26 protein-coding genes are annotated in these 25,330 nt (G+C 66.0%); 17 read left to right on the top strand and 9 right to left on the bottom strand.

Features of this window, described 5'->3' with window-relative positions; genetic code table 11:
• Nucleotides 1-54: 54 nt before the first annotated feature.
• The gene (gene flgM / locus HHL15_RS21175) at nt 55-378 is read right to left on the bottom strand and encodes a flagellar biosynthesis anti-sigma factor FlgM (protein ID WP_169147808.1); all 324 of its coding nucleotides are present in this window, start codon (nt 376-378) and stop codon (nt 55-57) included.
• A 91-nt stretch (nt 379-469) separates the two neighbouring features.
• A complete protein-coding gene (gene flgA / locus HHL15_RS21170; RefSeq protein WP_169147807.1) occupies nt 470-1,162 on the bottom strand; it encodes a flagellar basal body P-ring formation chaperone FlgA in 693 nt (230 codons plus the stop codon).
• Nucleotides 1,163-1,463: 301 nt separating this feature from the next.
• Here flgA and flgB point away from each other — a divergent pair, with 301 nt between their 5' ends.
• The 13 genes from flgB (at nt 1,464) to HHL15_RS21105 (ending at nt 13,262) form a co-directional block, all read left to right on the top strand.
• On the top strand, nt 1,464-1,868 hold the full coding sequence (gene flgB / locus HHL15_RS21165; RefSeq protein ID WP_169147806.1) for a flagellar basal body rod protein FlgB: 405 nt from the start codon (nt 1,464-1,466) through the stop codon (nt 1,866-1,868).
• 9 nt (nt 1,869-1,877) lie between these two features.
• Entirely contained in the window at nt 1,878-2,282 is a 405-nt protein-coding gene (flgC, locus tag HHL15_RS21160) for a flagellar basal body rod protein FlgC (RefSeq protein WP_169147805.1), read from the top strand.
• Between the two features lie 16 nt (nt 2,283-2,298).
• Nucleotides 2,299-2,970, top strand: coding sequence for a flagellar hook assembly protein FlgD (locus tag HHL15_RS21155; RefSeq protein WP_169147804.1), 672 nt, complete (start codon nt 2,299-2,301; stop codon nt 2,968-2,970).
• Between the two features lie 12 nt (nt 2,971-2,982).
• The gene (locus HHL15_RS21150) at nt 2,983-4,548 is read left to right on the top strand and encodes a flagellar hook protein FlgE (RefSeq protein WP_169147803.1); all 1,566 of its coding nucleotides are present in this window, start codon (nt 2,983-2,985) and stop codon (nt 4,546-4,548) included.
• Between the two features lie 19 nt (nt 4,549-4,567).
• Complete coding sequence (gene flgF / locus HHL15_RS21145) at nt 4,568-5,308, top strand: flagellar basal-body rod protein FlgF (protein WP_169147802.1); 741 nt, start codon at nt 4,568-4,570, stop codon at nt 5,306-5,308.
• A 173-nt stretch (nt 5,309-5,481) separates the two neighbouring features.
• A complete protein-coding gene (gene flgG, locus HHL15_RS21140) occupies nt 5,482-6,264 on the top strand; it encodes a flagellar basal-body rod protein FlgG (protein ID WP_169147801.1) in 783 nt (260 codons plus the stop codon).
• 22 nt (nt 6,265-6,286) lie between these two features.
• On the top strand, nt 6,287-6,964 hold the full coding sequence (locus HHL15_RS21135; protein ID WP_169147800.1) for a flagellar basal body L-ring protein FlgH: 678 nt from the start codon (nt 6,287-6,289) through the stop codon (nt 6,962-6,964).
• 11 nt (nt 6,965-6,975) lie between these two features.
• Entirely contained in the window at nt 6,976-8,085 is a 1,110-nt protein-coding gene (locus HHL15_RS21130; RefSeq protein WP_169147799.1) for a flagellar basal body P-ring protein FlgI, read from the top strand.
• Entirely contained in the window at nt 8,085-9,137 is a 1,053-nt protein-coding gene (gene flgJ / locus HHL15_RS21125; protein WP_169147798.1) for a flagellar assembly peptidoglycan hydrolase FlgJ, read from the top strand. The genes HHL15_RS21130 and flgJ overlap by 1 nt, the downstream gene beginning before the upstream one ends.
• Before the next feature lie 80 nt (nt 9,138-9,217).
• Nucleotides 9,218-11,167 (top strand): flagellar hook-associated protein FlgK, encoded by a 1,950-nt coding sequence (gene flgK / locus HHL15_RS21120; RefSeq protein ID WP_169147797.1) that lies wholly within the window; start codon nt 9,218-9,220, stop codon nt 11,165-11,167.
• Between the two features lie 17 nt (nt 11,168-11,184).
• Entirely contained in the window at nt 11,185-12,375 is a 1,191-nt protein-coding gene (gene flgL, locus HHL15_RS21115; RefSeq protein ID WP_169147796.1) for a flagellar hook-associated protein FlgL, read from the top strand.
• 5 nt (nt 12,376-12,380) lie between these two features.
• The gene (locus HHL15_RS21110) at nt 12,381-12,851 is read left to right on the top strand and encodes a hypothetical protein (RefSeq protein ID WP_169147795.1); all 471 of its coding nucleotides are present in this window, start codon (nt 12,381-12,383) and stop codon (nt 12,849-12,851) included.
• 105 nt (nt 12,852-12,956) lie between these two features.
• Nucleotides 12,957-13,262 carry a PilZ domain-containing protein gene (locus tag HHL15_RS21105; protein WP_169147794.1) on the top strand — a complete coding sequence of 102 codons (306 nt, stop codon included), beginning with the start codon at nt 12,957-12,959 and terminating at the stop codon, nt 13,260-13,262.
• 16 nt (nt 13,263-13,278) lie between these two features.
• Here HHL15_RS21105 and HHL15_RS21100 read toward each other — a convergent pair whose 3' ends face one another.
• The 4 genes from HHL15_RS21100 to HHL15_RS21085 form a co-directional block, all read right to left on the bottom strand.
• Nucleotides 13,279-14,910: an acyl CoA:acetate/3-ketoacid CoA transferase gene (locus HHL15_RS21100; RefSeq protein ID WP_169147793.1), complete on the bottom strand. Its 1,632-nt coding sequence runs from the start codon at nt 14,908-14,910 to the stop codon at nt 13,279-13,281.
• A gap of 22 nt (nt 14,911-14,932) precedes the next feature.
• Nucleotides 14,933-16,333, bottom strand: a complete 1,401-nt coding sequence (locus HHL15_RS21095; protein ID WP_169147792.1) for a GntP family permease — start codon at nt 16,331-16,333, stop codon at nt 14,933-14,935.
• A gap of 153 nt (nt 16,334-16,486) precedes the next feature.
• The gene (locus tag HHL15_RS21090) at nt 16,487-17,908 is read right to left on the bottom strand and encodes a sigma-54 interaction domain-containing protein (RefSeq protein ID WP_169147791.1); all 1,422 of its coding nucleotides are present in this window, start codon (nt 17,906-17,908) and stop codon (nt 16,487-16,489) included.
• A gap of 133 nt (nt 17,909-18,041) precedes the next feature.
• Nucleotides 18,042-18,956, bottom strand: a complete 915-nt coding sequence (locus tag HHL15_RS21085) for a LysR family transcriptional regulator (protein WP_169147790.1) — start codon at nt 18,954-18,956, stop codon at nt 18,042-18,044.
• Nucleotides 18,957-19,133: 177 nt separating this feature from the next.
• On the opposite strand from HHL15_RS21085, the gene HHL15_RS21080 reads away from it, so the two are divergent.
• Both HHL15_RS21080 and HHL15_RS21075 read left to right on the top strand, forming a co-directional pair.
• A complete protein-coding gene (locus HHL15_RS21080; protein ID WP_169147789.1) occupies nt 19,134-20,078 on the top strand; it encodes a sodium-dependent bicarbonate transport family permease in 945 nt (314 codons plus the stop codon).
• Nucleotides 20,075-20,383, top strand: a complete 309-nt coding sequence (locus tag HHL15_RS21075; RefSeq protein ID WP_169147788.1) for a P-II family nitrogen regulator — start codon at nt 20,075-20,077, stop codon at nt 20,381-20,383. The genes HHL15_RS21080 and HHL15_RS21075 overlap by 4 nt, the downstream gene beginning before the upstream one ends.
• Before the next feature lie 28 nt (nt 20,384-20,411).
• Here HHL15_RS21075 and HHL15_RS21070 read toward each other — a convergent pair whose 3' ends face one another.
• From HHL15_RS21070 to HHL15_RS21060, 3 genes are all read right to left on the bottom strand, one after another.
• A complete protein-coding gene (locus tag HHL15_RS21070) occupies nt 20,412-21,185 on the bottom strand; it encodes a hypothetical protein (RefSeq protein ID WP_169147787.1) in 774 nt (257 codons plus the stop codon).
• A gap of 96 nt (nt 21,186-21,281) precedes the next feature.
• Nucleotides 21,282-22,817, bottom strand: a complete 1,536-nt coding sequence (locus HHL15_RS21065) for a fumarate hydratase (RefSeq protein WP_169147786.1) — start codon at nt 22,815-22,817, stop codon at nt 21,282-21,284.
• A gap of 18 nt (nt 22,818-22,835) precedes the next feature.
• A complete protein-coding gene (locus HHL15_RS21060) occupies nt 22,836-23,366 on the bottom strand; it encodes a TIGR00645 family protein (RefSeq protein ID WP_169147785.1) in 531 nt (176 codons plus the stop codon).
• 104 nt (nt 23,367-23,470) lie between these two features.
• Between HHL15_RS21060 and purB the strand changes: the two genes are divergently transcribed.
• Nucleotides 23,471-24,838 carry an adenylosuccinate lyase gene (gene purB / locus HHL15_RS21055; protein WP_169147784.1) on the top strand — a complete coding sequence of 456 codons (1,368 nt, stop codon included), beginning with the start codon at nt 23,471-23,473 and terminating at the stop codon, nt 24,836-24,838.
• A 114-nt stretch (nt 24,839-24,952) separates the two neighbouring features.
• Nucleotides 24,953-25,270 (top strand): DUF2322 family protein, encoded by a 318-nt coding sequence (locus tag HHL15_RS21050; protein ID WP_169147783.1) that lies wholly within the window; start codon nt 24,953-24,955, stop codon nt 25,268-25,270.
• Nucleotides 25,271-25,330 lie beyond the last annotated feature (60 nt).

The following is a 25,330-nucleotide window of genomic DNA, read 5'->3' as shown; positions in this document are numbered from 1 at the left end:
GGGCGGCACGCCCCCGGAGAGGCGTGGGCGGACAGGGCCTGGGCCTGTTTCATCCTAGGCCTGCCCGGTTTGTCCGGTCTGGGCTGACAGCATCTGGCGGACGCTTTCGATCAGGCCGTCGGCGACCCGGCCAGTGTCTACCTTGAAGCGGCCTTCAGTGATGGCCTGCTTGATTTCGTCAACCTTCGCGCTGTCCACCACGGGGGTGTTGGCGACGGTTTCTTCCATTTGCTGCAGGCGAGCGGAGAGGGACGAGATCTCGACCTTTTCGCTGCCACCACCGGCCGCTTCGGATTTGGGAGATTCCTTGGCGGAGCGCGTGCGCCCGTCATTGGGCGGCAAGCCTCCGGTCGACTTCACAGAGTTATCGATCTTCATGGCGTAGCCCTTTCTTCCTTGTGTCGCAGAGGTATACGACCCGCGGAAGCCAAACTTTAACCCATTTGAGTCGGGGATGGCGGGCGGACGTTCAGGGCAGCGTGATTTCCACAATCCCTCCACTGCGCGCCGTTCCCCGGACCACCTGGCCGGTCGCCAGGCGGACTTGCGCGCCCTGGCCGTCGGCGGCGCTGCTCAGGGCCGTACCGTCGTTGGCGACCTGGAAGCCCGGGCCGCGGGAGATCACCTTGACCGGCTGCCCCTGCACCACGGCGGGTGGCAGGCGCAGGTGGCTGGCGGCGAGCGGGCGCCCGCCGGCGAGGGAGACCTTTGCGGCATGGCCGACCGCCTGACTGGGGTCGGTCAGCACGTCGACGGCCTGGGCCGTCAGTTCGCCCGACTCCCGCCGGATGTCGGCAGGCCCCAGGATCTGCCCCGCCGTAACCGGCGCTGTGGTGACCAGGTAGAGCCCCATGACCTTGATCTCCGCCGGAACGTAAGCCGACCAGGGCGACGGGGCGAGGCAGCGGATGCCCACCGAGATCCGGCCCCAGGGGCGCACGCCGCCGGGCAGGAAGGATTCGAACTGGACGCAGGGCGCCAGCTGGTTGTCGGCGCGGAATTCGCCGACCTGGATGCGCACCTCGCCCGGAAGGCTGCGTGTTTCGGTGTCGAGGAAGCGGGCCACTTCGGCACGCACCGGCGCGGGGTCCTGGCGGGCCTCGGCGATCGGAGCGAGGTGAAGAAGGGTGCCGAGCAGGGCAATTGCGAGAAGACGGGGCATGGGGGCTGGAGCAAGCGTGGCAACTGCCATTCGATCATGCCTGACGCCGGGACGCCAGTGGACCGGGGGGAATTGCCGCTGCGATCCAGTGCCCTGCGGCAAAAACTGCCGGAGCGGCAGCGGGTGGCTGCCGCCGTGGCCAAATTGGCGTGCTAATTGCCGCCTGTTCAGGCCATTCCCGGGCGTGGCCGGGCATTAGCATGGTTGGCATGGAAGGTGCAAAGGTGTGGGCAAGGCCCGCGTCGAATGACTTCTCCAAGTTTTACGGCGCTAGCGGAAACGAACTTTAGGGGTGACCAGAATGACCAGCCGACTCGACGAGACGATGCGTTTTCACCAGACAGCGCTGAATCTCCGCGCCTATCGGCAGCAGGTCATCGCCTCCAACATCGCCAATGCCGACACGCCGAACTTCAAGGCTCGTGACCTGGATTTCAAGCAAGCCCTGAAAGGCGCCCTGGGCGGCGAGCCGGCCAATCTGCCGCTGGCCGCCACTTCCGGCAGGCATCTGCCCGGAGTGGCCGCCAGCCCGGTAGAGAGCAGCCTGAAGTTCCGCAAGGAAGAGCAGGGCGCGGTGGATGGCAATACCGTCAATATGGATGTGGAGCGCAGTGCCTTTGCCGAGAATTCGGTGCAGTACCAGGCCAGCGTGACCTTCATCAACGGCCTGCTCAGCTCCATGCAGCGGGCCATCCAAGGGCAGTAAGGACACATCATGAGCATGCTCAACGTCTTTCACGTGGCCGGCAGTGCGCTGCATGCCCAATCCACCCGGCTGAACGCGACCGCCAGCAACCTGGCCAATGCCGACAGCGTCACCTCCAGCAACGGCCAGCCTTACAAGGCCAAGCAGGTCGTCTTTGCCGCCACCCCGATGGGTTCGCCGGCAGCTCAGGGGGTGCAGGTCAAGCAGGTGGTGGAGAGCGCGGCGCCGATGCGCATGGTGTACGACCCCAAGAGCCCGGCCGCCAACGGAGAAGGTTACGTGACGATGCCCAACGTCAATGTGGTCGAGGAAATGACCAACATGATCTCCGCCTCCCGCGCCTACCAGACCAACGCGGAAGTGATGGGCACGGCCAAGACCCTGATGGAAAAAACCCTGACCATCGGTCAGTAAGCACTGGAAAGCGATCATGAGCACCGTCAATTCCACCACCTCCGCCGACGTCATCGCGGCGCTGCAGAAATCGTCCGCGTCGTCCACCTCAAAGACCGACGAGGCCCAGAGCCGTTTCCTGAAGCTGCTCACCGAGCAACTCAAGAACCAGGACCCGCTCAACCCGATGGACAATGCACAGATGACCTCCCAGCTGGCCCAGATCAGCACGGTGGATGGCATCTCCAAGCTCAATACCACCCTGACGGCGCTCCTTCAGGACTCCCAGTCCAGCGAGGCCATGCAGGCTGCGGCGCTGGTAGGCAAGGGCGTGATGGTCGAAGGCAAGGCGCTGACACTCTCTGGCAGCAAGGCCTACGGCGGTTTCGAGCTGACCAGCGCGGCCGACAAGGTGACAGTCACCATCAAGGACTCGGCCGGTACCGAGGTGCGCAAGATGGAGCTGGGGTCCTTCGATGCCGGCGTCTTCAACTTTGCTTGGGATGGCAAGACCACCAACGGTACCCAGGCGGTCGATGGCAAGTACACCATGTCGATCGCCGCCACCCGCGGATCGGACGACGTGAAGCCCATCGCGCTTCAGCTCACCACGGTCAACAGCGTGCTGCGCACCAGCAAGGGCGAGGTATCCCTGGACGTGGGCTCGGGCAATCTGGTCAGCCTGACCGACATCAAGCAAATTCTGTAAGCGGAGGAAAAAATGGCATTCCAACAAGGTTTGAGCGGTCTTTCCATCGCTTCCAAGGCGCTTGATGCGATCAGCAACAACGTCTCCAACTCGAACACGGTCGGCTTCAAGCAGTCGACCGCACAGTTCTCCGACGTCTTTGCCGCATCCCTGGCCGGGGGCGGTACCCAGGTCGGTATCGGCGCATCCATCGACAAGGTGTCCCAGCAGTTCACCCAGGGCAACATCTCCACCACCGCCAACGCGCTGGACCTGGCGATCAACGGCCAGGGCTTCTTCCGGATGAGCAACAACGGCTCGATCTCCTACAGCCGCAACGGCCAGTTCCAGACCGACAAGAACGGTTACGTGGTCAATGCCCAGGGCCTGCGCTTGACCGGCAAGCTGGCGGATTCGAACGGCGTGCTGACCGGCACCACGGGCGACATCAAGCTCAACTTCAGCGATGCAAAGCCCGCCGCCACCACCAGTGCCGGCTACAACGTCAACCTTGACTCCCGCTCGGCCACCCCGGTGTCGATGAGCAAGGCCGCGGTGTTCGGCTCCGCCGCGCCGTCACTGACCGTGGCCGCAGCGCCGGCCAACGTGCTGACCATCGCGGTGGATGGCTCCACCACGCCGGTGACCGTTACCGTGCCGGCTGGCACCTACGCCGATGTGGGCTCCCTGGTCACCGCGATCCAGACGGCGGTCGACCAGACCACCCTCAAGGGGCGGGTCAATGTCGCCAGCGACAGCACCGGCGTGATCAACTTCGCCTCTGCCCGCAGCGGTCGCCTCTCCGACATCACCGTGACCGGCTCCGCCGCTGCCGCGCTGAACGTGCCCAGCACCACCGGCACAGCCACCAACAACGCCTTCAGCACCAGCGATCCGACCAGCTACACCAGCACCACCTCGCAGACGGTGTACGACTCCCTGGGTAACGCCCACACCCAGTCCCTGTATTTCGTGAAGACCGCCCAGTCCAACGTGTGGGACGTCTATACCAGCCTGGACGGTGGCTTCCCGCCGGAGATCGACCCGCTGACCGGCACCCATACGCCGACCACGATCAGCTTCGACTCCAATGGTGTGCTGCAGACCCCGACCTCCTTCTCGTCGTCCTACACGGTGTCCACCGGGGCCGTGCAGCCCCTCAACTTCACCGTCGAGCTGGCCGGCACCACCCAGTTCGGCAACAGCTACGGGGTCAACCAGCTCACGCAGGACGGCTACACCACCGGCAAGCTGTCCGGACTCACGGTGGATGCCGACGGCACCATCCAGGGCAATTTCAGCAACGGCCAGTCCCGCGTGATGGGGCAGGTCTGGCTGGCCACCTTCCAGAACCCCAATGGCCTGCAGTCCCTCGGCGGCAACCAGTGGGCCGTCACCAACGCCTCCGGGCCGGAGCAGCCCAATGCGCCGGGCACTGGTAGCCTCGGGGTGGTCCAGTCGGCAGCGGTGGAAGATTCCAACGTGGACCTCACCGCCGAGCTGGTGAACATGATCACCCAGCAGCGCTCCTACCAGGCCAACGCCCAATCCATCAAGACCCAGGACCAGATCCTGCAGACCCTGGTCAACCTGCGCTGACGCCTGAGGAAAGCCCGCCATGGACCGCCTTATCTACACCGCAATGACCGGCGCCTCTGCCACGATGGGGCAGGAGGCGGCCGTGGCGCACAACCTCGCCAACGCCACCAGCACCGGCTTCAAGGCCGAACTGCACCGGCTTCGCGCCGTCCCGCTGCAGAATACCGAGCTGAAGACCCGGGCCTTCGTGGCCGATGCCAGCGTGGCCGACGACTTTACGCCCGGCCCGCTGCAGCACACCAACCGGGCCCTGGACATGAGCGTGCAGGGCAAGGGCTGGTTTGCCGTGCAACTGCCCGATGGCACCGAGGCCTACACCCGCAACGGCAGCTTCGAAGTCAGCGCCAACGGCGTGTTGCAGACCCGCGGTGGCTTGCCGGTGCTTGGTTCGGGCGGCCCGATCACCCTGCCGCCGGATGTGGAAGTCGCGGTCGGCGCCGATGGCACGATCTCCACGGTGCCGCGTACCGGTGCCAAGAACAACACCACCAGCGTCGACCAGCTCAAGCTGGTCAACCCGCCTGAGCAGGACCTGCGCCGTGGCGGCGACGGGCTGTTCCGCCTTGCCGACGGCAATCCCGCGCCGGCAGATCCTGCCGTCCGCGTTGCCGCCGGCTATCTGGAAGGCAGCAACGTCAATGTGGTCGAGCAGATGGTCAGCATGATCTCCCTGGCCCGCCATTACGAAACCCAGACTCGCCTCCTGTCGGTTGCGCAGGAAATGGACCGTGCTGCATCCCAACTGGTGGCCAAGGGCTGAGCCACGCCCTCGCCAGACCCCGCCGGGGCCGGCGGGCGCTGATCGACGGGGCCCGAATTGATGGGTCTTTCCCCGCTTCATCCATCCCTGGAACGGCTCTTGCAACGGCTAGCATGAAAACCTAGCCGAACCGCCCGAACCGGCGGCCCGAACCGATATCTCTGGAGCTCCCCATGATCCGCTCCCTCTGGATTGCCCGCACCGGCCTTGACGCTCAGCAGACCCAGCTCGACGTCATCTCGAACAACCTCGCCAACGTCTCGACCAACGGCTTCAAGCGCGCCCGGGCGGTGTTCGAGGATCTGCTCTACCAGAACCTGCGCCAGGCCGGCGCCCAGTCCACCCAGCAGACCACCATCCCCTCCGGCCTGCAGATCGGTACCGGTGTGCGCCCCATCGCCACCGAGCGTATCCACACCCAGGGCAACCTGACCCAGACCGGCAATGCCCTCGACGTGGCGGTCCAGGGCGAGGGCTTCTTCCAGATCCTGCTGCCCGATGGCACCACCGCCTACACCCGCGATGGCGCTTTCCAGAAAGACGCCAACGGCCAGGTCGTCACCTCCAGCGGCTACCCGCTGCAGCCGGCCATCACCATTCCCGCCAATGCCTTGTCCCTGACCATCGGCAAGGACGGCGTGGTGTCGGTGACCCTGCCCAACCAGACAGCTCCATCGCAGATCGGCAACATCCAGATCGCCGGCTTCGTTAATCCGGGCGGCCTGCAGAGCGTCGGTGAAAACCTCTACCTGGAAACTGCCGCCAGCGGCACCGCCAACCCCAATACGCCGGGCACCAATGGCGTCGGCACCCTCAACCAGACCTACGTGGAAACGTCCAACGTGAACGTGGCCGAAGAGCTGGTGCTGATGATCCAGACCCAGCGCGCCTACGAGCTCAACTCCCGCGCCATTTCCACCTCCGACACCATGCTCGGCAAGCTCACCTCGCTGTAAGCCCCGTCGGGCGGAGATCATCATGAAAGCGCTTCGAATCGTCCTCCTGCCGCTGCTGGCCCTGCTGGGGGGCTGCGCGGCCCTGCAAGGCACGCCGCCGACGGCGGTCCATCAGCCCATGAGCGTGCGGCCGGAGCCGCGCACCGCGCAGGCGGCCCAGCCGGGCTCCATCTACCAGTCGAACTTCTCCCGGCCGCTCTTCGAGGACCGGCGTGCCCGCTTCGTCGGCGATGTGATCACGGTGAACCTGGTCGAGCAGACCGCCGCCAGCAAGAAGTCGTCGGCCAACGCCGAGCGCAATGCCAGCATGGCCGCCTCCATCTCGGCCCTGGCCAAGGTGCCCCTGGCGGGCGCCCTGGGCGGTCTGGGTGTCACGGCTTCCGATGCCAGCAAGTTCGGCGGCAAGGGGGACGCGGCGGCCAACAACGCCTTCACCGGCACCATCACCACCACCGTCATCGAGGTGCTGTCCAACGGCAACCTGCTGGTGTCGGGCGAGAAGCAGATTGCGATCAACCAGGGCAACGAGTTCATCCGGTTCTCGGGGGTGGTCAATCCGGTCTATGTGACCGGCGGCAACAGCGTCCAGTCCACCCAGGTCGCCGATGCGCGCATCGAGTACCGGGCCAACGGTTACATCGACGAGACGGAGACCATGGGCTGGATGCAGCGCTTCTTCGTGAACGTGCTGCCTTTCTGAGGGTCGTCATCATGAAGTCCTTGCCGCGGATCCTCCTCGCCCTGGCGGCCGGTGCATGCCTGGGCTTTGGCACCCCGGCCAGTGCCGAGCGCCTGAAGGACCTTGCCTCCATCGGCGGGGTGCGCCAGAACCAGCTGGTCGGCTACGGCCTGGTGGTCGGCCTCGATGGCTCGGGCGACCAGACCACCCAGACCCCCTTCACTGTGCAGAGCATCATCAACATGCTCGGCAACCTGGGTGTGACCCTGCCGCCCGGCCAGTCCCTGCAGTTGCGCAACGTGGCGGCGGTGATGGTCACTGCCAGCCTGCCGCCCTTTGCCCGGCCCGGTCAGCAGATCGACGTGACCGTCTCGTCCATGGGCAATGCCCGCTCCCTGAAGGGCGGCACCCTGGTCATGACCCCGCTGAAGGGGGCCGACGGGCAGGTCTATGCCATGGCCCAGGGCAACCTGGCGGTCAGTGGCGCCGGTGGCGCGGCGGGTGGCACCAAGGTCACGGTCAATCACTTGTCTGCCGGACGCATCCCGGGCGGCGCCACGGTCGAGCGGGCTGTTGCCAGCCAGGTAGGGCAGGGGGACTCGGTCTTCGTCGAGCTCAATACGGCCGATTTCGGCACCGCCCAAAGCGTGGTGGACGCCATCAACCGGATCGCCCCGGGCAGTGCCCAGGCCCTCGACGGCCGGCAGGTCCAGGTGCGCGCGCCCGATGACCTTAACCAACGGGTGGCCTTTCTCGGCCGGCTCGAGAACCTGGATGTGATCCCCGCGGTGCAGGCGGCCAAGGTCATCGTCAACTCCCGCACGGGCTCGGTGGTGATGAACCAGAAGGTGGCCCTGCAGAACTGCGCCGTGGCTCACGGCAGCCTGACCGTGACGGTCAGCAACGATCCCCAGGTCAGCCAGCCCGGCCCACTCTCCGGCGGGCAAACGGTGGTCACCAACAAGGGCGCGGTGGACATCAAGCAGGAAGGTGGCACCCTGTTCAACATCAAGGGCGGGACCAACCTGGCTGACGTGGTCAAGGCGCTCAACGCGGTCGGTGCCAACCCGCTCGAGCTGATCTCCATCCTGCAGGCCATGAAGGCCAGCGGTGCGCTCAGGGCCGAGCTCGAGGTGATCTGATGGCCGCCAGCGATCTCAGCCAGATCAATGCTCTCGATCCGAACAGCCTGTCGGGGCTGCGCCGTCTGTCGAAGGAGAATTCCCCCGAAGCAGCCCGGGAGGCGGCCAAGCAGTTCGAGGCCTTGTTCATGCAGCAGGTCCTCAAGTCCATGCGCGACGCGAGCCCCAAGGGGGGCATGTTCGACAGTGAAGAGTCGCGCATGTACCAGTCCATGCTCGACCAGCAGCTGTCCCTGCAGTTGTCTACCCGGAGTGGCGGCATCGGCCTGGCCAAGGTTATCGAGCGCCAGCTCTCGGCAGCCCGCGAAACCGTGGTGCTGCCTGACGGGCCGGTGCCCCTGAGTCGTCCGGACAAAGCGGTTCCCCTCGATCCGGCCATCAAGCGCGGCTTTGATGCCGCTGCTTCGCCGGGCGGCAGCGCTCTGTCAGGCTATGCGGGGGTGAATGGCGCCGCAGGTGGGGTTGCAGTCGGGACGGCAGGTGGAGCGGCAAGTTCGCCGGCAAAAACTGCCGTTTCGGCGGCCTCTGCCGGCCTTGCCGCCTTTCCGGGCCTGCCTGCCGGTGCCGGGCCGCGGGCCTTTGTCGAAAAGATCTGGCCGCAGGCTGTCGAGGCGAGCCGGGTCACGGGCATTCCCGCCCGTTTTCTGGTGGCCCAGGCTGCCCTTGAGACCGGCTGGGGCAAGCACGAGCTGAAGAACGCCGACGGCTCGCCCAGCCATAACCTGTTCAACATCAAGGCCGGCCGCAACTGGACCGGTGGAACCCTGGCCACCACCACCACCGAATTCCGCGACGGCGCGGCGACCCGCGAGAATGCGCGTTTCCGGGCCTACGGCTCGTATGCCGAATCATTCCAGGACTATGCCCGGATGATCCGCAACAATCCCCGCTATGCTGCCGTGGCGGGGCAGGGCGACGCGGTGGCTTTTGCCCGAGGGCTGCAATCGGCAGGCTATGCCACCGACCCGATGTACGCCGACAAGCTGGCCCGCATCATCAACGGCAACACCCTGCGTACCGCCCTGGCGGCCAGCGCCACGCCCCGGGCGTGAGGTTTTACCGGCCGGCTCCATGAGCTGGCAGAGTTCTTGCAGAAGGAGGTGCAGATACTCCCGAACCAAGGACGTGGATCATGGGCAGCAGCCTCTTCAGCATCGGACTCACCGGCCTCAACGCCGCTCAGGCAGGCCTGGTGGTCACGAGCCACAACATCTCCAACGCCGGCACCACGGGCTACAGCCGTCAGAGCACCGTCCAGAGCACCAACCCCGCCCTGTTCACCGGCGCTGGCTTCTTCGGCGAGGGTACCAAGGTTGATACGGTCAAGCGTGCCTACGACAGCTACCTGACCAATCAGGTGCTGTCCGCCCAGACCAAGTTCAGCGAATACGACACCTACAGCAACGAGATCAGCCAGATCGACAACATGCTGGCCGATCCCACCACCGGCCTGACGCCGGCGGTCGCCTCCTTCTTCGAAGGGGTGCAGGAAGTGGCAGCCAACCCGGCCAGCGTGCCGGCCCGCCAGTCCATGCTGTCCACCGCGCAAAGCCTGGTGGCCCGCTTCCAGAACCTGAGCAGCCGCATCAACGACGTGCGCAGCGGTGTCGAGACCCAGGTCAAGAACACGGTCAGCGAGATCAGCTCCTACGCCAGCCAGATCGCCGAGATGAACCACAAGATCGCGGTTGCCCAGCAGGCCGGCTCGGCCCAGCCTGCCAACGATCTGCTGGATACCCGCGACCGCCTGATCAACGAGCTTAACCAGCTGACCCGGGTGTCCACCACCACCGACAGCAGCGGCTCGATGTCGGTGTTCATCGGCACCGGCCAGCCGCTGGTGGTGGGCACCGTGGCGACCAAGCTGGAAGCCCAGGCCTCTCCGTCCGACCCCACCCGCAACGTGGTGAACATCATCACCCAGGGCGGAGCCATCACCGTCCCTGAGAACCTGCTCGGCGGCGGCAAGCTGGGCGGCTTGCTGGCGATGCGCTCGGGCTCGCTGGATTCCGCCCAGAATCAGCTTGGCCTGATCGCCGTCGGACTCAGCTCGGCCTTCAATAGCCAGCACCTCCTCGGCCAGGACCTCAACGGCAACCTGGGCACCAACTTTTTCAGCAACCCGACGGTGGCCGTGCAGCGTTATAACAGCGCCACTACGGCTACGCCCGATGTGCAGTTTTCCGACATTACCAAGCTCACTGGCGATGACTACAAGCTCACCTTCACCGATACCACCGGCGGCTACACCCTTAGCCGGGTATCCGACGGAGCCTCGGTGACCGCGGCCTCGGTGGGCCTCACCGTCACTCCGCCGGCGGTTTCGAAGGTGGGTGACAGCTTTCAGATTCTGCCGACCCGCTACGCCGCCTCCAATATCTCCGTGGCGATCAGCGATACGCGCATGGTGGCCGCTGCGGCGCCGATCGCTGCAGCAGCTACCGCCAGCAACCTGGGGACGGCCGCGATCAGTGCGCCGGTGCTCTCCAGTACAACCAACCTGGCGAGCTTTGGCACCACCGCGGCCCCACTCAAGCTGACCTACAGTGGTGGAAGCCTCAGCGGCTTTCCGGCCACCTTGCCGGTGACCTATACGCCGCTCAATGGCAGCCCGGTCACCGTGGCCGCTCCGGCTGCCTCCATTCCCTACAGCAGCGGCATGAGCGTCAGCGTGGGAGGCGTCAGCTTCACGCTGACCGGCGCGATGCAGGACAACGACAGCTTCACCCTCGGTCCGAATGCCGGCGGGGTGTCCGACAGCCGCAACGCGGTGCTGCTCGGCAGCCTGCAGACGACCAAGACCCTGCTGTCCGCCAACGGCCAGCCGTCGGCGACCTTCAACTCGGTTTACTCCCAGCTGGTCAGCGCGGTCGGCAACAAGGCGCGCGAGGTGGAGGTCAACCGGGATGCTCAGGAAAGCCTGGCCAATCAGGCCGTCCAGGCCCAGCAATCGGTGGCGGGGGTGAATATTGATGAAGAAGCGGCCAATCTGATCCGTTATCAGCAGGCATACCAGGCGGCGGGCAAGGTCATGAGCATTGCCTCCAAGCTGTTCGACCAAGTGCTGGCCCTGGGCCAATAAACTGAAGGAAAGCCATCATGCGTATCACCACCGGCATGATCTTTGACAAGGGCGTGCAGCAGATGCAGCGCCAGAACAGCCAGTTGCTCGATACCCAGCAGCAGGTTGCCACCGGTCGGCGCATCCTCACGCCCTCCGACGACCCCGTGGCCTCCGCCCGGGCCCTCGAGGTGTCCCAGTCGCAGAGCGTCAACAAGCTTTACGCCAGCAACCAGGGCTACGCCAACGATGCACTGCGCCTGGTGGACAGCAAGCTTGGTGCGGCGAACGACCTGGTCACCTATGTCCGTACCCGCGCGGTGGAATCGGGCAACGGCACCTACACGGCCTCCGACCAGGCGACCATCGCCGACGATCTGGAACAGCAGTTCGCCGCCCTGCAGTCCATCGCCAACAGCAGGGACTCCGCGGGCGATTATGTTTTTGCCGGCTATCGCAGCAATGCGCAGCCTTTTGTCGGCAGTCTCGCCGGTGGGGTCAGCTACCAGGGGGACCAGGGCACGCGCACCCTGCAGATCTCAGAGACGCGGAACCTGCCGATAACCAGCTCCGGCGACGAGATCTTCAACAGCATCCGGGCACCGGTGGGTTCGGCCTTTGCCCTGTCGGCCGCCACCAATAGCGGCTCGGCCCTGGTCTCGGGGACCAGCCTCGGTGGCTATAACGGCCACGCCTATGCGATCAGCGTCTCGGCCGGCCCCACCTACCAGGTCTTCGATTCGACGGCCGATCCGAGCCACAGCAGCCCCATCACGCCGACGGTCAGCGCCAGCGGCAACGACACGACCCTCAGCTTTGGGGGCGTCAGTATGACCCTCACGGGCACGCCGGCGGCCGGTGACAGCTATTCCCTCAGTTCCGTGGCGAGCAGCTTCGACGTGCTTGGCAATTTCGTCACTGCCCTCAATTCCGGCAATGCGGCCGTCACCCGCTTCAATGCAAACCAGACAATCGCCGGCATGGACGCCAGCCAGGACAGCATCAACGAAGTGCGTTCGGGCGTGGGGGCGCGCATGGTCGAGGTGGAGGCCCAGCAGAACATCAATGGTGACCTGGACCTGCAGTACTCAGAGACCTTGTCCCGCCTGCAGGATGCCGACTACGCGGAGACGGTGAGCAATCTCAGCCAGCAACAGATCTATCTCCAGGCTGCGCAGCAGAGCTTCATGCGGGTCAGCAACCTGTCGCTGTTCAATTACCTCAACTGATTCCGATGCCCCGTGCGTTGTCCCCACGGTCGCTGACGGCCCTGGCCGCAGCCTTGCTGGCAGGCTGCAGCACCATCGGTGAGCCGCCCCACGACTGGCTGCTGTTGCCCACCGCGGCGGTCGTGGCGGTAAGCAACGGCTACCTCACCATTCCCGGCCTGGCCGCCGGCATCGCGGCGTATGCGGTGCTGGACCCGCTGGCGCCGAACTGGAACCTCCAGGAGGCCCGCCTCGGAGAAGAGCGCTACCGCCTGGTGCTGCGCATGAAGGCCGTGCATTCGGGGGGCGCGGGAGAGGCTTACCAGGTCTTTGCCCGTCGGGCTGAACAGCTGGCCGGGCAGCCCGGCTTCGGGGCTTACGAGGTGCTGCGCTGGCAGCAAGGCATCGAGAGCAACCGGCCATTTGCCCAGCGGGTGGCCTACGGGGAGATCCGCCTGGTGCGCAGCCTGCCCCCGGTTGCGGTGAAGCAGCCCTGATTTCGTATCCGTCCGTGATATCTCCTGCCTGCAAGCGTTTCTGAACCTTGCCGTGTCCGGCCGACTTTCGTAAGGTGTCCGCTTGAACAGCAGGATTTTGAGCACATGGACCGCATGACCGAACGTCGCAAGGAACGCCGCATTCCCCTTGGCTGCAAGGTGGGCATCAAGCTCGCCGGTGGGGCCGCGCCCATAGTCGGGGACTGTGTCGAGCTGGGAGTCGGCGGCATGACCATCCACTCCCGCCACGTTCCCCGCATGGACGAGGTCTTCGAGGTCGCGGTGCTGCCCCCCGAGCATGGGGGGCACTTCATGCCCCTGCATGCCCGGGTGAGGGTGCGCCGCTGCCATGGCCTGGAGCAGGCCTGCATCTACGAAATGGGCGTCGAGATCCTCGAAGTCATCCGCTGAAACCCGCTGCTCGGGGTCAGGCTGGAGGCGTCGTGGCCAGCAGGTCCTGACGCAGCTGCATCGGGCCGTCGATGAAGATGCGAGGGTCCATCAGGCGTGGCGGGTGAGGCATGTGGGGGCGGAAATCCATGCGCGAGAGAATGTCCCGCTCGATGTCGATACCTGGCGCCACTTCGATCAGCTCCAGCCCGTCCGGGCCCAGCCGGAACACGCAGCGCTCGGTGATGTAGAGCACCGGCGTGCCGCGCCGGGTGGCCTGGGGGCCGCTGAAGGTGCGGTGCTCCACGTCCTCAACGAACTTGGCGGCCTGCCCCTCGCGGGTGATGAGCAATTGCCCGGCCGCCACCGCAACCTCCAGGCTGCCGGCGGTGAAGGTGCCCACAAAGACCACCTTCTTGGCGTTCTGGCTGATGTTGATGAAGCCTCCGGCCCCGGCCAGACGGGGGCCGAAGCGGGACACGTTGAGGTTGCCCTGGCGGTCGGCCTGGGCCAGGCCCAGGAACGCGATGTCCAGCCCTCCACCGTCGTAGAAGTCGAACTGGCTGGGCTGGTCGATGATGGCCTGGGTGTTCACCGCCGCCCCGAAGTTGAGGCCGCCGGCCGGCACACCGCCGATCACGCCAGGTTCGGCCGTCATGGTGAGGAGGTCACTGACCCGCTCTTCCGCCGCCACTGCCGCCACGCCCTCGGGCATGCCGATGCCAAGGTTCACCACGGCTCCCGGGGTGAGCTCCATGGCTGCGCGGCGGGCGATGATCTTGCGTTCGCTCATCTCCATGGGGGCGATGGCTGACATGGGTACCCGCAGCTCGCCGGAAAAGGCCGGGCTGTAGGTCTCGATGAAAGTCTGCATGTGGTATTCGGGGCGCTCCGCCACCACCACGCAATCCACCAGCACGCCAGGGATTTTCACTTGCCGAGGGTTCAGCGAGTTCCGCTCGGCGATGCGTTCCACCTGGGCAATCACGATGCCGCCGCTGTTGTGGGCGGCCATGGCGATGGCCAGGGCTTCCAGGGTCAGGGCTTCCTTCTCCATGGTGATGTTTCCGTCGGGGTCGGCGGTGGTGCCGCGGATGATGCCCACGTGGATGGGGAAGGCCTTGTAGAACAGGTATTCCTCCCCGTCGATCTCCATCAGCCGCACGATCTCGGTAGTGGTGCGGGCGTTCAGCTTGCCGCCGCCGAAGCGCGGATCCACGAAGGTGTCCAGGCCGACCCGGGTGAGGGTACCGGGCTTGCCTGCGGCGATGTCCCGGAACAGGTGGGAGATCACGCCCTGGGGCAGGTTCCAGGCCTCGATGCGGTCGGTCACCGCCAGTTCCTGCAGGCGTGGCACCAGGCCCCAGTGGCCACCGATGACGCGGGCCACCAGGCCGTCGTGGCCCAGATGGTTGAGACCGCGCTCCCGGCCATCGCCCTGGCCGGCCGCGTAGACCAGGGTCAGTCCGGCCGGGCCTGCCGGATCTGGCGCCTCGCTGGCCTGGTTCTCCAGGTAAAGGCTCTCGAGGGCCACCGCGATGTTCTCGGGAAAGCCGATGCCCACGAAGCCGCCGGTGGCGACCGTGCTGCCGGCGCGGATCAGGGCGACGGCCTCCCGGGCGGTGACGACCTTCCCCTGATCGGCGCCGCGGTGAGTCATGCTGTTCATGGCTGCTCCTTGCATGGAGGTCTCAGACGAGGCCGGTGAGGTAGTAGGTGGCGATCACGAAGAAGACCGCGCTGGTCTTGATCAGGGTGATCGCGAAGATGTCCTTGTAGGCGACCTTGTGGGTCAGGCCGGTGACCGCCAGCAGGGTGATCACGGCGCCGTTGTGGGGCAGGGTGTCCATGCCGCCGGAGGCCATGGAGGCGACCCGGTGCAGCACCTCGAGGGGAATGCCCACCGCGTTGGCGGCGGTGATGAAGGTCTCGGACATGGCTGCCAGGGCGATGCCCATGCCGCCGGAGGCCGAGCCGGTGATGCCGGCCAGGGTGGTGACGGTGATGGCTTCATTCACCAGCGGGTTGGGGATCACCTTGAGCGCGTCGGCCACCACCAGGAAGCCGGGCAGGGCGGCGATCACGGCGCCGAAGCCATACTCGGAGGCGGTGTTCATGGAGGCCAGCAGGGCGCCGCCGACCGCGGCCTTGGTGCCTTCGGCGAAGCGCGCGGCGACGGTGCGCCAGGCGAAGGCCATGACGGTCAGGATGCCCACCAGCAGCGCCCCTTCAACGGCCCAGATGGCGGCGATCTTGGAGACGTCCTGGACCACGGGGGCGGCCTTGCCGATCACTGCCGGTACGAAGGAGTGGCTCTTGCCGTAGATCTGCGGGATGAGGTCGGTGAACAGCTTGTTGGTGACGCCCACCAGCACCAGGGGCAGGACGGCCAGGATCGGGTTGGCCAACTTTTCCTTGTCGTCGAAGGGTTCCGGTTCATTCACCAGCTCGGTGCCATAGCCTTCGCCCGCAGCGGCGGCGGCGCGGCGGCGCCATTCCAGGTAGGCCATGCCGGCCAGGAAGATGAAGATCGAGCCCAGCACGCCCAGGGTGGGGGCGGCGTAGATGTTGGTCTTGAAGAAAGTGGTGGGGATCACGTTCTGGATCTGCGGGGTGCCCGGCAGGGAGTCCATGGTGAACGAGAAGGCGCCCAGGGCGATGGTGCCGGGGATCAGGCGCTTGGGGATGCCGCCCTGGCGGAACATCTCGGCGGCGAAGGGATACACCGCGAAGACCACCACGAACAGGGACACGCCACCGTAGGTGAGCAAGGCACACACCAGCACGATGGAGAGCATGGCCCGTTCGGCGCCGACCAGCTTGATCACCGAGGACACGATGGCCTTGGAGAAGCCGGACAGCTCGATGACCTTGCCGAAGATGGCGCCGAGCAGGAAGACCGGGAAGTAGTTCTTCACGAAGCCGACCATCTTGTCCATGAAGAGGCCGGTGAACATGGGGGCGACCAGGGTGGGGTCGGTGAGCAGCACGGCGCCGAGGGCGGCGACGGGGGCGAACAGGATGACGCTGTAGCCTCTGTATGCGATGAACATCAGGAAGCATAGCGAGGCGAGCACGATCAGGAACGACATGGTTTTATCTCCTCCGGTGAATGTTTGCGGAGGCTCCAGTGCAGTTTCTGTGCCAAAGATTTTCTTATTGATTCATAAGGTTTTTTCTTTTCGGTAGGCCTGCTGCTGCTCAGCCCGGCTGACAGTGTGTCCGGAGAGGCAGACAGGTTTCGATTACAGGTCGCCGGCGATGCCGAGGGCGCTGATCTTCTCGTAGAGGGATGCCCGGGAGATGCCGAGCTTGCGGGCCGCCTGGGCCTTGTTGCCCGCGGCGGCGGCGATGGCCGCCAGGATGGCCTCCCGTTCCGCCTCCTGCTGGACCTCTTCAAGGGTGCGAGGGTGGCCGGCCGGCGGGTTGGCGGGGCGGGCTTCCAGGCCCGGCAGGATGCGCTCGAAGTCTTCCCGCTCGAGGCTGTCGGCGTCGGACATCAGCAGGCCGCGCTCAAGCACATTGGCCAGTTCGCGCACATTGCCGGGCCAGTTGTGGCGGGCCAGGTAGGCGAGGGCCCGGGGGGCGAGGCTGCGGGGCGGCTCGCCCAGGCGCCGGGCCACGCTGTCAGCGAGGGATTCGGCAATGATCGGCAGGTCGTCCAGGCGCTCGCGCAGGGGCGGCACCTGCAGGGTCATGACGTTGAGGCGATAGAACAGGTCGGCCCGGAAACGCCCCTCATCCACCTCCTGCTGCAGTTTGCGGCTGGTGGCGGCAATGATCCGCACGTCCACGCTGATCAGCCGGTTCGACCCCACCGGCTCGATCTCCTTCTCCTGCAGGGCGCGCAGCAGCTTGGCCTGCAGGGATGGCGACATGTCGCCGATCTCGTCGAGGAACAGGGTGCCGCCCTGGGCCAGCTCGAACTTGCCGCTGCGCCCCTTGCGGTCGGCGCCGGTGTAGGCGCCGGGGGCGACGCCGAAAAATTCGGATTCGAGCAGGGTCTCCGGAATGGCGGCGATATTGACCGCGACGAAGGGGGCGCCGGCCCTCGGGCTGGCCGAATGGATGGCCTGGGCCAGCAGTTCCTTGCCGGTGCCGGTCTCGCCGATGATGAGGACCGGAGAGCTGGCGCGGGCGGCACGCCGGGCTTGGTCCTTGACGCTGAGGCAGGCCGGGCTGGCACCGACGAAGTTGGCGAAGCTGTACTTGGTGCGGCGGGCCTCGTCGAGCTTGCGACGGGTGTCGGCCAGCTCGTGGCGCAGGTTCTGGAAGCGCGACACGATGGGCGCCAGCTGGCGCGGGTCGTCGAACACCACCACCCCGAAGCCGCCGATGATCTCGCCCGCCTCGTCGCGTACCGGCAGGCGCATCACCACGAAGGACTCGTTGCCGAAGTCCATGATGTCGAGCATGATCGGCCGCCCGGTGGTGACCACGCTGCGCATCTGGCTGTTGGGGATGACATCTTCCACCGGCAGGCCGATCACCGCGGCGGGGTCGGGGATGTTCAGGTGGTGGGGGTACTGCTCGTTCATCCACACGATGCGGGCCTCCCGGTCGACGATCAGCAGTCCTTCGGACAGTTCCGAGAAGGCGCCCAGCAAGGTGTCCATGACCCGTTGGCGGATGCGTTCGGCTTCGGCGGCGAAGTTGGGGGTTGGCATGCTGTCCAGCCTCTTCTGGTTATGGTGAAGCGTCCGGGGGGGCGTGAACGATGCTGCGTTCCCGCGCCAGCCGTTGAGCATAGCGCAGTGCGACTTTTACCGAAGTGAGTGCTTACCGCAATGCCGCGCCTGATCAGGCTTGCCCGGACAGGGTGGCGCGGGAGGCGGCCAGCATTTCATCGAGGAAGGCGCGGGCAGGCACCGGCAGGATCTTGTTGCGCAGATGCACGAGATTCCAGGGGCGATGCAGGGGAAAGCCGTCCACATCGAGGATCACCAGTCCCTCGCCTTCAAGCCGGTCACCCAGCGCGTGGCGGGAGATCACGGCCAGGCCCATGCCAGTCCCGGCCAGTTCCAGCAGCGCCTCGTTGCTGCCCAGGGCCAGGCGCACGCGCAGCGTTACCCCGGCCTGCCGGGCAAAATCGTCGATGGCCCGCCGTGAGCCGGAGCCGGGCTCGCGTAGCAGGAAGGATTCGCCCGCGAGCTCGGCGAGGCTCACACGGCGCTCCGCCGCCCAATGCCCCCGCGGAGCAAGGATCACCATTTCGTTGTCGAGAAACGGGTGCACCACGATGTCCAGGTCCTCGGGGGGGTAGGACATCACGTACAGGTCGTCCTCGTTATGGCGCAGGCGCTCCACCACTCGGTCGCGGTTGGCGATCTCCAGTTCGATGGTGATGTCCGGGTAGCGCTTGCAGAAGGCGCCCAGCATGCGCGGCAGGAAGTACTTGGCGGTGGTCACCAGGGCCACCCGCAGCGTGCCCCGCTTGAGGCCCCGCAGCGCGTCGATGGCCGACTCGAAGCCGTTCCATACGTCATCCAGGCTGCGCGTGGTGGTCAGCAGCTCCTCCCCCGCGGGAGTCAGGCGCAGGCTGCGTCCGGCCTGGTCGAAGAGGGGCATGCCGACGGTGTCGGTGAGCTGGCGGACCTGGATGGAGACGGCCGGCTGGGTCAGGTGCAGGGCTTCCGCGGCCCGGCTGAAGCTGCCCAGGCGGGCAACGGTGGCGAAGGTCTCGAGCTGGCGGAGGGTGATGCGGCGGCGGGACATGTATAAGTTTTAACTAATGAATATCTTGATATTTGTTAATTGGATTTTATGCCACTGCGCCTTCATCCTGCCAGCCATCGCCCGCTGGAGCGGGTCATCAGGAGAACACACATGCATCAGCCCGCTTTTGCGCCGCGCCTTTCCGCGTGGCCGGTGGAAGGGAAGGAGTGAGCCGCCATGTCCTTTGAACCCGTCATCCTGTTCTTCATGCTCGGCCTGCTGGCCGGTGTGGTGCGCTCGGATCTGAAGATCCCGGGGGTGGTCTATGAAGCGCTGAGCATCTTCCTGTTGCTGGCCATCGGCATGAAGGGCGGTGTGGAGCTGGCCCGCCACTCTGTGCTGGATCTGGCCCTGCCGGCGGCGGTGGTGGTGGGGACGGCGCTGCTGATCCCCCTCGCGGCCTTCCAGGTGCTGCGCGTCGTGGGGCGACTGTCCAGGCCGGATGCGGCGTCCATCGCGGCCCATTATGGATCGGTGAGTGTCGTCACCTTCGCTGTGGCGAGCAGCTACCTGGCCAGCCGGGCCCTGCCCGCCGATGGCTACATGACTGTCTTCCTGGCCCTGCTTGAGCTTCCGGCCCTGCTGGTGGGCGTCTTCCTGGCCCGTCGGGGGCAGGGCGGCGTGCGTTGGAAGGCCTTGCTGCACGAAGTGCTGGCGGGCAAGAGCATCGTCCTGCTGGCCGGTGGCCTGCTGATCGGCTGGCTGGCCGGGCCCCAGGGCATCCAGCCCCTGGACCGGGTGTTCTTTGACCTGTTCAAGGGCATGCTGGCCTTCTTCCTGCTGGAGATGGGGCTGGTGGCGGCGGGGCGGCTGGCGGATCTGCGCCGGGCCGGGCCCTTCCTGCTGGTTTTCGCCATCGGCACGCCCATCTGCGCCGGCCTGCTGGGCCTGCTTACTGCCCGGCTGCTGGATTTCTCGGTCGGTAACAGTGTCCTGCTGGCGACCCTGTATGCCAGCTCGTCCTACATTGCGGCCCCTGCGGCGATGCGCATCGCAGTGCCGGAGGCGAATCCCGCCCTGTCCATCGGGGCGTCCCTGGGGGTGACCTTCCCCTTCAACCTGATTGCCGGCATCCCGCTCTACCACTGGCTGGCCACCCACCTCAAAGGAGTCTTCGCATGAGTCCCGCTGTTGCCCTCAGGAAGCTTGTCACCATCGTCTGCGAAGCCGACATGGAAAGCACCCTGCTGCCCGAGCTGGCCCGGGTGGGCGCCCGGGGTTACACCATCACCGAGGCGCGCGGGCAGGGCGCGCGGGGCGTCAGGGATGGCGCCTGGCGCGCGTCCTCGAACATCCGTATCGAAGTGCTGTGCGATGCGCAGGTGGCCGGTGACCTGGTGGACATGCTGCAGGCACGCTACTACGCCGACTACGGCATGGTGGTGTTCGTGGTGGATGCAGCAGTGCTGCGGCCTGCCAAGTTCTAGGTGGCGGAAGCCTCCGTCAGGCTGGCGGTCAGCGGGCGGGGGTCAGGCCGATCTCCCGGGCCGTGGCCGGCCCGATCAGGGTGTCGGCCAGGCTGCCCGGGATCTGCGCCTGGCTGTCGCTCAGGGGGATGCGCCCGGCCATGATCTCGGCGAGGTGCTGGGGGTGGCGGGGCCGGAGGTCGGGCTCCGCATAGCCATCCGGAAACAGCGGCTGGTTGGTGGCGAGGTCGTACTTGTCTGTCGCGCCGAGGGTGTGGAGCAGTTCGTGGGCGACGATCACCAGATTGCGCTGGCGCTCGCTGCGGCTGGCAAACACCTTGATGACGCCGATCTTGCCTTTTTCGAGGCCGAGGGAGTGCTCCAGTACCGGGCTGAGGGCGGGGTCGTGATAGAGCACGAACAAGCGGAGCTGGGGGCGCGGGCCGGGGGCGGCATCGTGCTGCCAGGCCCACAGGCGCAGCCTCAGACTCCACCAGACCATCGACAGACTGTTGCCGCCGCGTGGATAGGGCGGCGGCAACGCCTCCACCGGCGGTGCCAGGTTGAGGGCCACGGGGCGCAGCACCGGGCGGCCGAGGCGTTGAACCTCGTCCTGCAGCCAGTCGCCAACCGGTGCGAAGTCGTCCGGGCGCAGCTGGGCAACGGCCTGGCGGCTGGCCGGGGACGCGTCGGCGGCGATCGGGTAGATCGTCACGTGGATCGAGTCCTTCCAGTCGGTGGCCTGGGCGTGGCTTCGCCAGGCACTGACGGCCACTGTGGCGAGGATGAACAGCAGGATGGCGATGCGCAGGGTGCGGAACATGGTGCTGGAGCCGTGGTGCCGGGAGAGGGTGATGGAGGGCGGAGCAAAGATGAAAAACCCGGCGCGAGGCCGGGCTTTTCACGAAGCGGATGAGGCTCAGGCCACGGCGACCGGGATCTTGCCGATCCGGGCCTGCCATTCCTTCGGGCCGGTGTTGTGCACGCTGGTGCCGGAGGAGTCCACGGCCACGGTGACGGGCATGTTGACCACGTCGAACTCGTAGATGGCCTCCATGCCCAGGTCGGCGAAGCCGACGACCTTGGCCGACTTGATGGCCTTGGCCACCAGGTAGGCGGCGCCGCCGACGGCCATCAGGTAGGCGGACTGGTTGTCCTTGATGGCCTCGATGGCGGTGGGGCCGCGCTCGGACTTGCCGACCATGGAGATCAGGCCGGTCTGCTCGAGCATCATGCGGGTGAACTTGTCCATGCGGGTGGCGGTGGTGGGGCCGGCGGGGCCGACCACTTCGTCACGCACCGGGTCCACCGGGCCGACGTAGTAGATCACCCGGTTGGTGAAGTCCACGGGCAGCTTCTCGCCCTTGGCCAGCATGTCGGCGATGCGCTTGTGGGCGGCGTCGCGGCCGGTGAGCATCTTGCCGTTGAGGAGCAGCTTCTGGCCCGGCTTCCAGGCGGCGACCTGTTCCTTGGTCAGGGTGTTCAGGTCCACCTGGGTGGCCGACTTGAGATCCGGCGTCCAGGTGACGGCAGGCCAGTCTTCCAGCTTGGGCGGCTCGATCTTGGCCGGGCCGGAGCCGTCGAGATGGAAGTGGCAGTGACGGGTGGCGGCGCAGTTGGGCACCAGGGCCACCGGCAGGTTGGCGGCGTGGCAGGGGTAGTCCAGCACCTTCACGTCGAGCACGGTGGTCAGGCCGCCGAGGCCCTGGGCGCCGACGCCGAGGGCGTTGATCTTCTCCATCAGCTCGAGGCGCAGCTCTTCCGGGCGGGTCAGTTTTGCACCGCTGGCGGCCTTGGCCTTCAGCTCGTGGATGTCCACGGGCGCCATGATCGACTCCTTGGCCAGCAGCATGGCCTTCTCGGGCGTACCGCCGATGCCGATGCCGATGATGCCCGGCGGACACCAGCCTGCACCCATCTCGGGGATCTTCTTGAGGACCCAGTCCACCAGGTCGTCGGAGGGGTTGAGCATGGCGAACTTGGACTTGGCTTCGGAGCCGCCGCCCTTGGCCGCGCAGATCACCTCCACATGGTGGCCGGGGACGAGCTCGAAGTGGACCACCGCCGGGGTGTTGTCCTTGGTGTTCTTGCGGGTGCCGGCCGGGTCGGCCAGCACGGAGGCGCGCAGGGGATTGTCCGGGTTGGCGTAGGCACGGCGCACGCCTTCGTCGATCATCTGCTGGACGCTCATGGTGGCGTCCGGCCAGGTGACCTGCATGCCGACCTTGATGAAGACCATGCCGATGCCGGTGTCCTGGCAGATCGGGCGGTGGCCTTCGGCGGCCATGCGCGAGTTGGTCAGGATCTGGGCGATGGCATCCTTGGCGGCGGGGGATTCCTCGCGCTCATAGGCTTCGCCGAGGGCCTTGATGTAGTCCAGCGGGTGGTAGTAGCTGATGTACTGGAAGGCGTCCGCAACGGACTGGATCAGGTCTTCCTGTTTGATGGCGGTCATGGGTGAAGCTCCCTCTCTTTAGTGTTTTGACAGCAAAACGGTCTGGTTCATCATCTTGTCCACCAGGGCCATGGCGAGGGCGGACAGCAGGAACACGACATGGATGATCACCTGCCACATGATCGTGTGCTCGGCCAGGTTGGCGGCGTTGATGAAGGTCTTCAGCAGGTGGATCGAGGAGATGCCGATGATGGCGGTGGACAGCTTGATCTTGAGCACGCCGGCGTTCACGTGGGATAGCCACTCCGGCTGGTCCGGGTGGCCCTCCAGGTCGAGGCGCGACACAAAGGTCTCGTAGCCGCCGATGATGACCATGATCAGCAGGTTGGCGATCATTACCACGTCGATCAGGCCGAGGACCACCAGCATGGTCTCGGTTTCGCTGATGTGACCACCGGACTCGAAGACCGAGCTGACCAGGTGGAACAGCTCGGCCATGAACAGGTACACATAGATGCCCTGGGCCACGACGAGACCGAGGTAAAGCGGCGCCTGCAGCCAGCGGCTCCAGAAGATGAAACGTTCGAGTTGTTGCGGACCTTTGCTCATGATGGGGTGATGCAGTTGGGGGAGCCCGGATTTTATCATCGGCGAACGGCCCTCCAAGACGGTAAAATGGAGAACTTTGCTTTTCTGCCTCAAGGCCTTTACGCATGAATCTCCAGCCCATCACCGCCCTGTCGCCCCTCGACGGCCGTTACGAGTCCAAGGTTTCCGCCCTGCGCGAGCATTTTTCCGAGTTCGGCCTGATCCGCAACCGGGTCAAGGTGGAAATCGAATGGCTGAAGGCCCTCGCCGCCGCGCCCGAACTGGCCGAAATCGCTCCCTTCTCGGCCGCCACCGTGGCCGAGCTGGATGCCGTGATCGCCGACTTCTCGGTGGCCGACGGCGAGGCCGTGAAGGCCATCGAGGCCACCACCAACCACGACGTGAAGGCCATGGAGTACTGGCTCAAGGAGCGCCTGGGCCACAACGCCGAGGTTACCCGCGTCACCGAGTTCATCCACTTCGGGTGTACCTCCGAGGACATCAACAACGTGTCCCACGCGCTGATGCTGCGCGACGGCCGCGACACCGTGCTGCTGCCGTCCCTCGACAAGATCATCGCCCGCCTGGTCGAGCTGGCCCACAACCTGGCCGACCTGCCGATGCTCTCCCGCACCCACGGTCAGCCTGCCAGCCCGACCACCCTGGGCAAGGAGATGGCCAACGTGGTGTATCGCCTGCGCCGGGTCCGCAAGTCCATCGCCGGCGTCGAGCTGACCGCCAAGTTCAACGGTGCGGTGGGCAACTACAACGCCCACCTGTCGGCCTACCCCGACTTCGACTGGGAAGGCTTCAACGGCCGCTTCATCGAATCCCTCGGCCTGGCCTTCAATCCCTACACCATCCAGATCGAGCCCCATGACGCGATGGCCGAGCTCTACGACGCCACCGCCCGGGCCAACACCATCGTCCTGGATCTATGCCGCGACATCTGGATGTACATCTCCCTGGGCTACTTCAAGCAGAAGCTGAAGGCCGGCGAGATCGGCTCGTCCACCATGCCGCACAAGGTCAACCCGATCGACTTCGAGAACGCCGAAGGCAACCTGGGCCTGGCCAACGGCGTGCTGCGCCACCTGGCCGACAAGCTGCCGGTGTCGCGCATGCAGCGCGACCTCACCGACTCCACCGTGCTGCGCAACATGGGCGTGGCCTTCGGCTATGCCGTGCTGGCCTACGACTCCTGCCTGCGCGGCCTGGGCAAGCTGGAAGCCGAGCCGGCCCGCCTGGCGGCCGACCTGGACGCCTGCTGGGAAGTGCTGGCCGAGCCCATCCAGACCGTGATGCGCCGCTACGCCGTGCCCAACCCCTACGAGCAGCTCAAGGAGCTGACCCGCGGCAAGGGCATCACCAAGGAGGCCCTGCAGCAGTTCATCGCCACCCTGGCCATCCCCGAGGCCGAGAAGGCCCGCCTGCTCGAGATGACCCCCGCCAGCTACATCGGCAAGGCCGCCGAACTCGCCAAGCGCATCTAAGGCACAAGGGGCCTGTACCTGTACCTGTGCCTGCAGGGGCGGCTTCAGCCGCCCCTGCAGCCCCCGCAGAAGCCCCGCACGCCTCACTCGTCACCTGATTCCGGAGCATTACCCATGGCATTCGCCGACAAGCTCAAGACCCTGCCGGGCGTATCCCACCTGGCTGCCATCCAGCTCAGCAACACCGCTGGCGAGGTGCTGGCCACCATCGAGAACAAACCCGGCCAGGCCGGCTCGCTGGCGGTGTACAACCACCTGGCCCAGATCCACGGGGCGATCACCCCGGAGGCAGCAGCCCAGGGCATCGAGATCTACGCCGAGCATAGCGAGGACGCCCGCCTCAATCCGGGCAAGCACCCCAACATCGACCGCCTGATTGGCCTGGTCGAGCGCGGTGAGACCCTGCGCGTCAAGCACGTCTTCGAAGCCTGATCCTGCCCGCGGCGTAATGCCTGCGCCTGCAGCGCCGCCAGCGCCAGAGGAAACGCAGGG

The sequence above is a fragment of the Zoogloea dura genome (genome assembly GCF_012927165.1).
In the GTDB taxonomy this organism is placed as follows: Bacteria; Pseudomonadota; Gammaproteobacteria; order Burkholderiales; family Rhodocyclaceae; genus Zoogloea; species Zoogloea dura.
The sequence above is the reverse complement of the archived record's forward strand: the minus strand, read 5'-3'. Positions and strand labels throughout refer to the sequence as shown.

Excerpts from the sequence above, each read along its gene's own strand:
- flgM (WP_169147808.1), bottom strand. The coding sequence starts at position 378 with ATGAAGATCGATAACTCTGTGAAGTCGACCGGAGGCTTGCCGCCCAAT.
- flgA (WP_169147807.1), bottom strand. The coding sequence starts at position 1,162 with ATGCCCCGTCTTCTCGCAATTGCCCTGCTCGGCACCCTTCTTCACCTC.
- flgB (WP_169147806.1), top strand. The coding sequence starts at position 1,464 with ATGACCAGCCGACTCGACGAGACGATGCGTTTTCACCAGACAGCGCTG.
- flgC (WP_169147805.1), top strand. The coding sequence starts at position 1,878 with ATGAGCATGCTCAACGTCTTTCACGTGGCCGGCAGTGCGCTGCATGCC.
- HHL15_RS21155 (WP_169147804.1), top strand. The coding sequence starts at position 2,299 with ATGAGCACCGTCAATTCCACCACCTCCGCCGACGTCATCGCGGCGCTG.
- HHL15_RS21150 (WP_169147803.1), top strand. The coding sequence starts at position 2,983 with ATGGCATTCCAACAAGGTTTGAGCGGTCTTTCCATCGCTTCCAAGGCG.
- flgF (WP_169147802.1), top strand. The coding sequence starts at position 4,568 with ATGGACCGCCTTATCTACACCGCAATGACCGGCGCCTCTGCCACGATG.
- flgG (WP_169147801.1), top strand. The coding sequence starts at position 5,482 with ATGATCCGCTCCCTCTGGATTGCCCGCACCGGCCTTGACGCTCAGCAG.
- HHL15_RS21135 (WP_169147800.1), top strand. The coding sequence starts at position 6,287 with ATGAAAGCGCTTCGAATCGTCCTCCTGCCGCTGCTGGCCCTGCTGGGG.
- HHL15_RS21130 (WP_169147799.1), top strand. The coding sequence starts at position 6,976 with ATGAAGTCCTTGCCGCGGATCCTCCTCGCCCTGGCGGCCGGTGCATGC.
- flgJ (WP_169147798.1), top strand. The coding sequence starts at position 8,085 with ATGGCCGCCAGCGATCTCAGCCAGATCAATGCTCTCGATCCGAACAGC.
- flgK (WP_169147797.1), top strand. The coding sequence starts at position 9,218 with ATGGGCAGCAGCCTCTTCAGCATCGGACTCACCGGCCTCAACGCCGCT.
- flgL (WP_169147796.1), top strand. The coding sequence starts at position 11,185 with ATGCGTATCACCACCGGCATGATCTTTGACAAGGGCGTGCAGCAGATG.
- HHL15_RS21110 (WP_169147795.1), top strand. The coding sequence starts at position 12,381 with ATGCCCCGTGCGTTGTCCCCACGGTCGCTGACGGCCCTGGCCGCAGCC.
- HHL15_RS21105 (WP_169147794.1), top strand. The coding sequence starts at position 12,957 with ATGGACCGCATGACCGAACGTCGCAAGGAACGCCGCATTCCCCTTGGC.
- HHL15_RS21100 (WP_169147793.1), bottom strand. The coding sequence starts at position 14,910 with ATGAACAGCATGACTCACCGCGGCGCCGATCAGGGGAAGGTCGTCACC.
- HHL15_RS21095 (WP_169147792.1), bottom strand. The coding sequence starts at position 16,333 with ATGTCGTTCCTGATCGTGCTCGCCTCGCTATGCTTCCTGATGTTCATC.
- HHL15_RS21090 (WP_169147791.1), bottom strand. The coding sequence starts at position 17,908 with ATGCCAACCCCCAACTTCGCCGCCGAAGCCGAACGCATCCGCCAACGG.
- HHL15_RS21085 (WP_169147790.1), bottom strand. The coding sequence starts at position 18,956 with ATGTCCCGCCGCCGCATCACCCTCCGCCAGCTCGAGACCTTCGCCACC.
- HHL15_RS21080 (WP_169147789.1), top strand. The coding sequence starts at position 19,134 with ATGTCCTTTGAACCCGTCATCCTGTTCTTCATGCTCGGCCTGCTGGCC.
- HHL15_RS21075 (WP_169147788.1), top strand. The coding sequence starts at position 20,075 with ATGAGTCCCGCTGTTGCCCTCAGGAAGCTTGTCACCATCGTCTGCGAA.
- HHL15_RS21070 (WP_169147787.1), bottom strand. The coding sequence starts at position 21,185 with ATGTTCCGCACCCTGCGCATCGCCATCCTGCTGTTCATCCTCGCCACA.
- HHL15_RS21065 (WP_169147786.1), bottom strand. The coding sequence starts at position 22,817 with ATGACCGCCATCAAACAGGAAGACCTGATCCAGTCCGTTGCGGACGCC.
- HHL15_RS21060 (WP_169147785.1), bottom strand. The coding sequence starts at position 23,366 with ATGAGCAAAGGTCCGCAACAACTCGAACGTTTCATCTTCTGGAGCCGC.
- purB (WP_169147784.1), top strand. The coding sequence starts at position 23,471 with ATGAATCTCCAGCCCATCACCGCCCTGTCGCCCCTCGACGGCCGTTAC.
- HHL15_RS21050 (WP_169147783.1), top strand. The coding sequence starts at position 24,953 with ATGGCATTCGCCGACAAGCTCAAGACCCTGCCGGGCGTATCCCACCTG.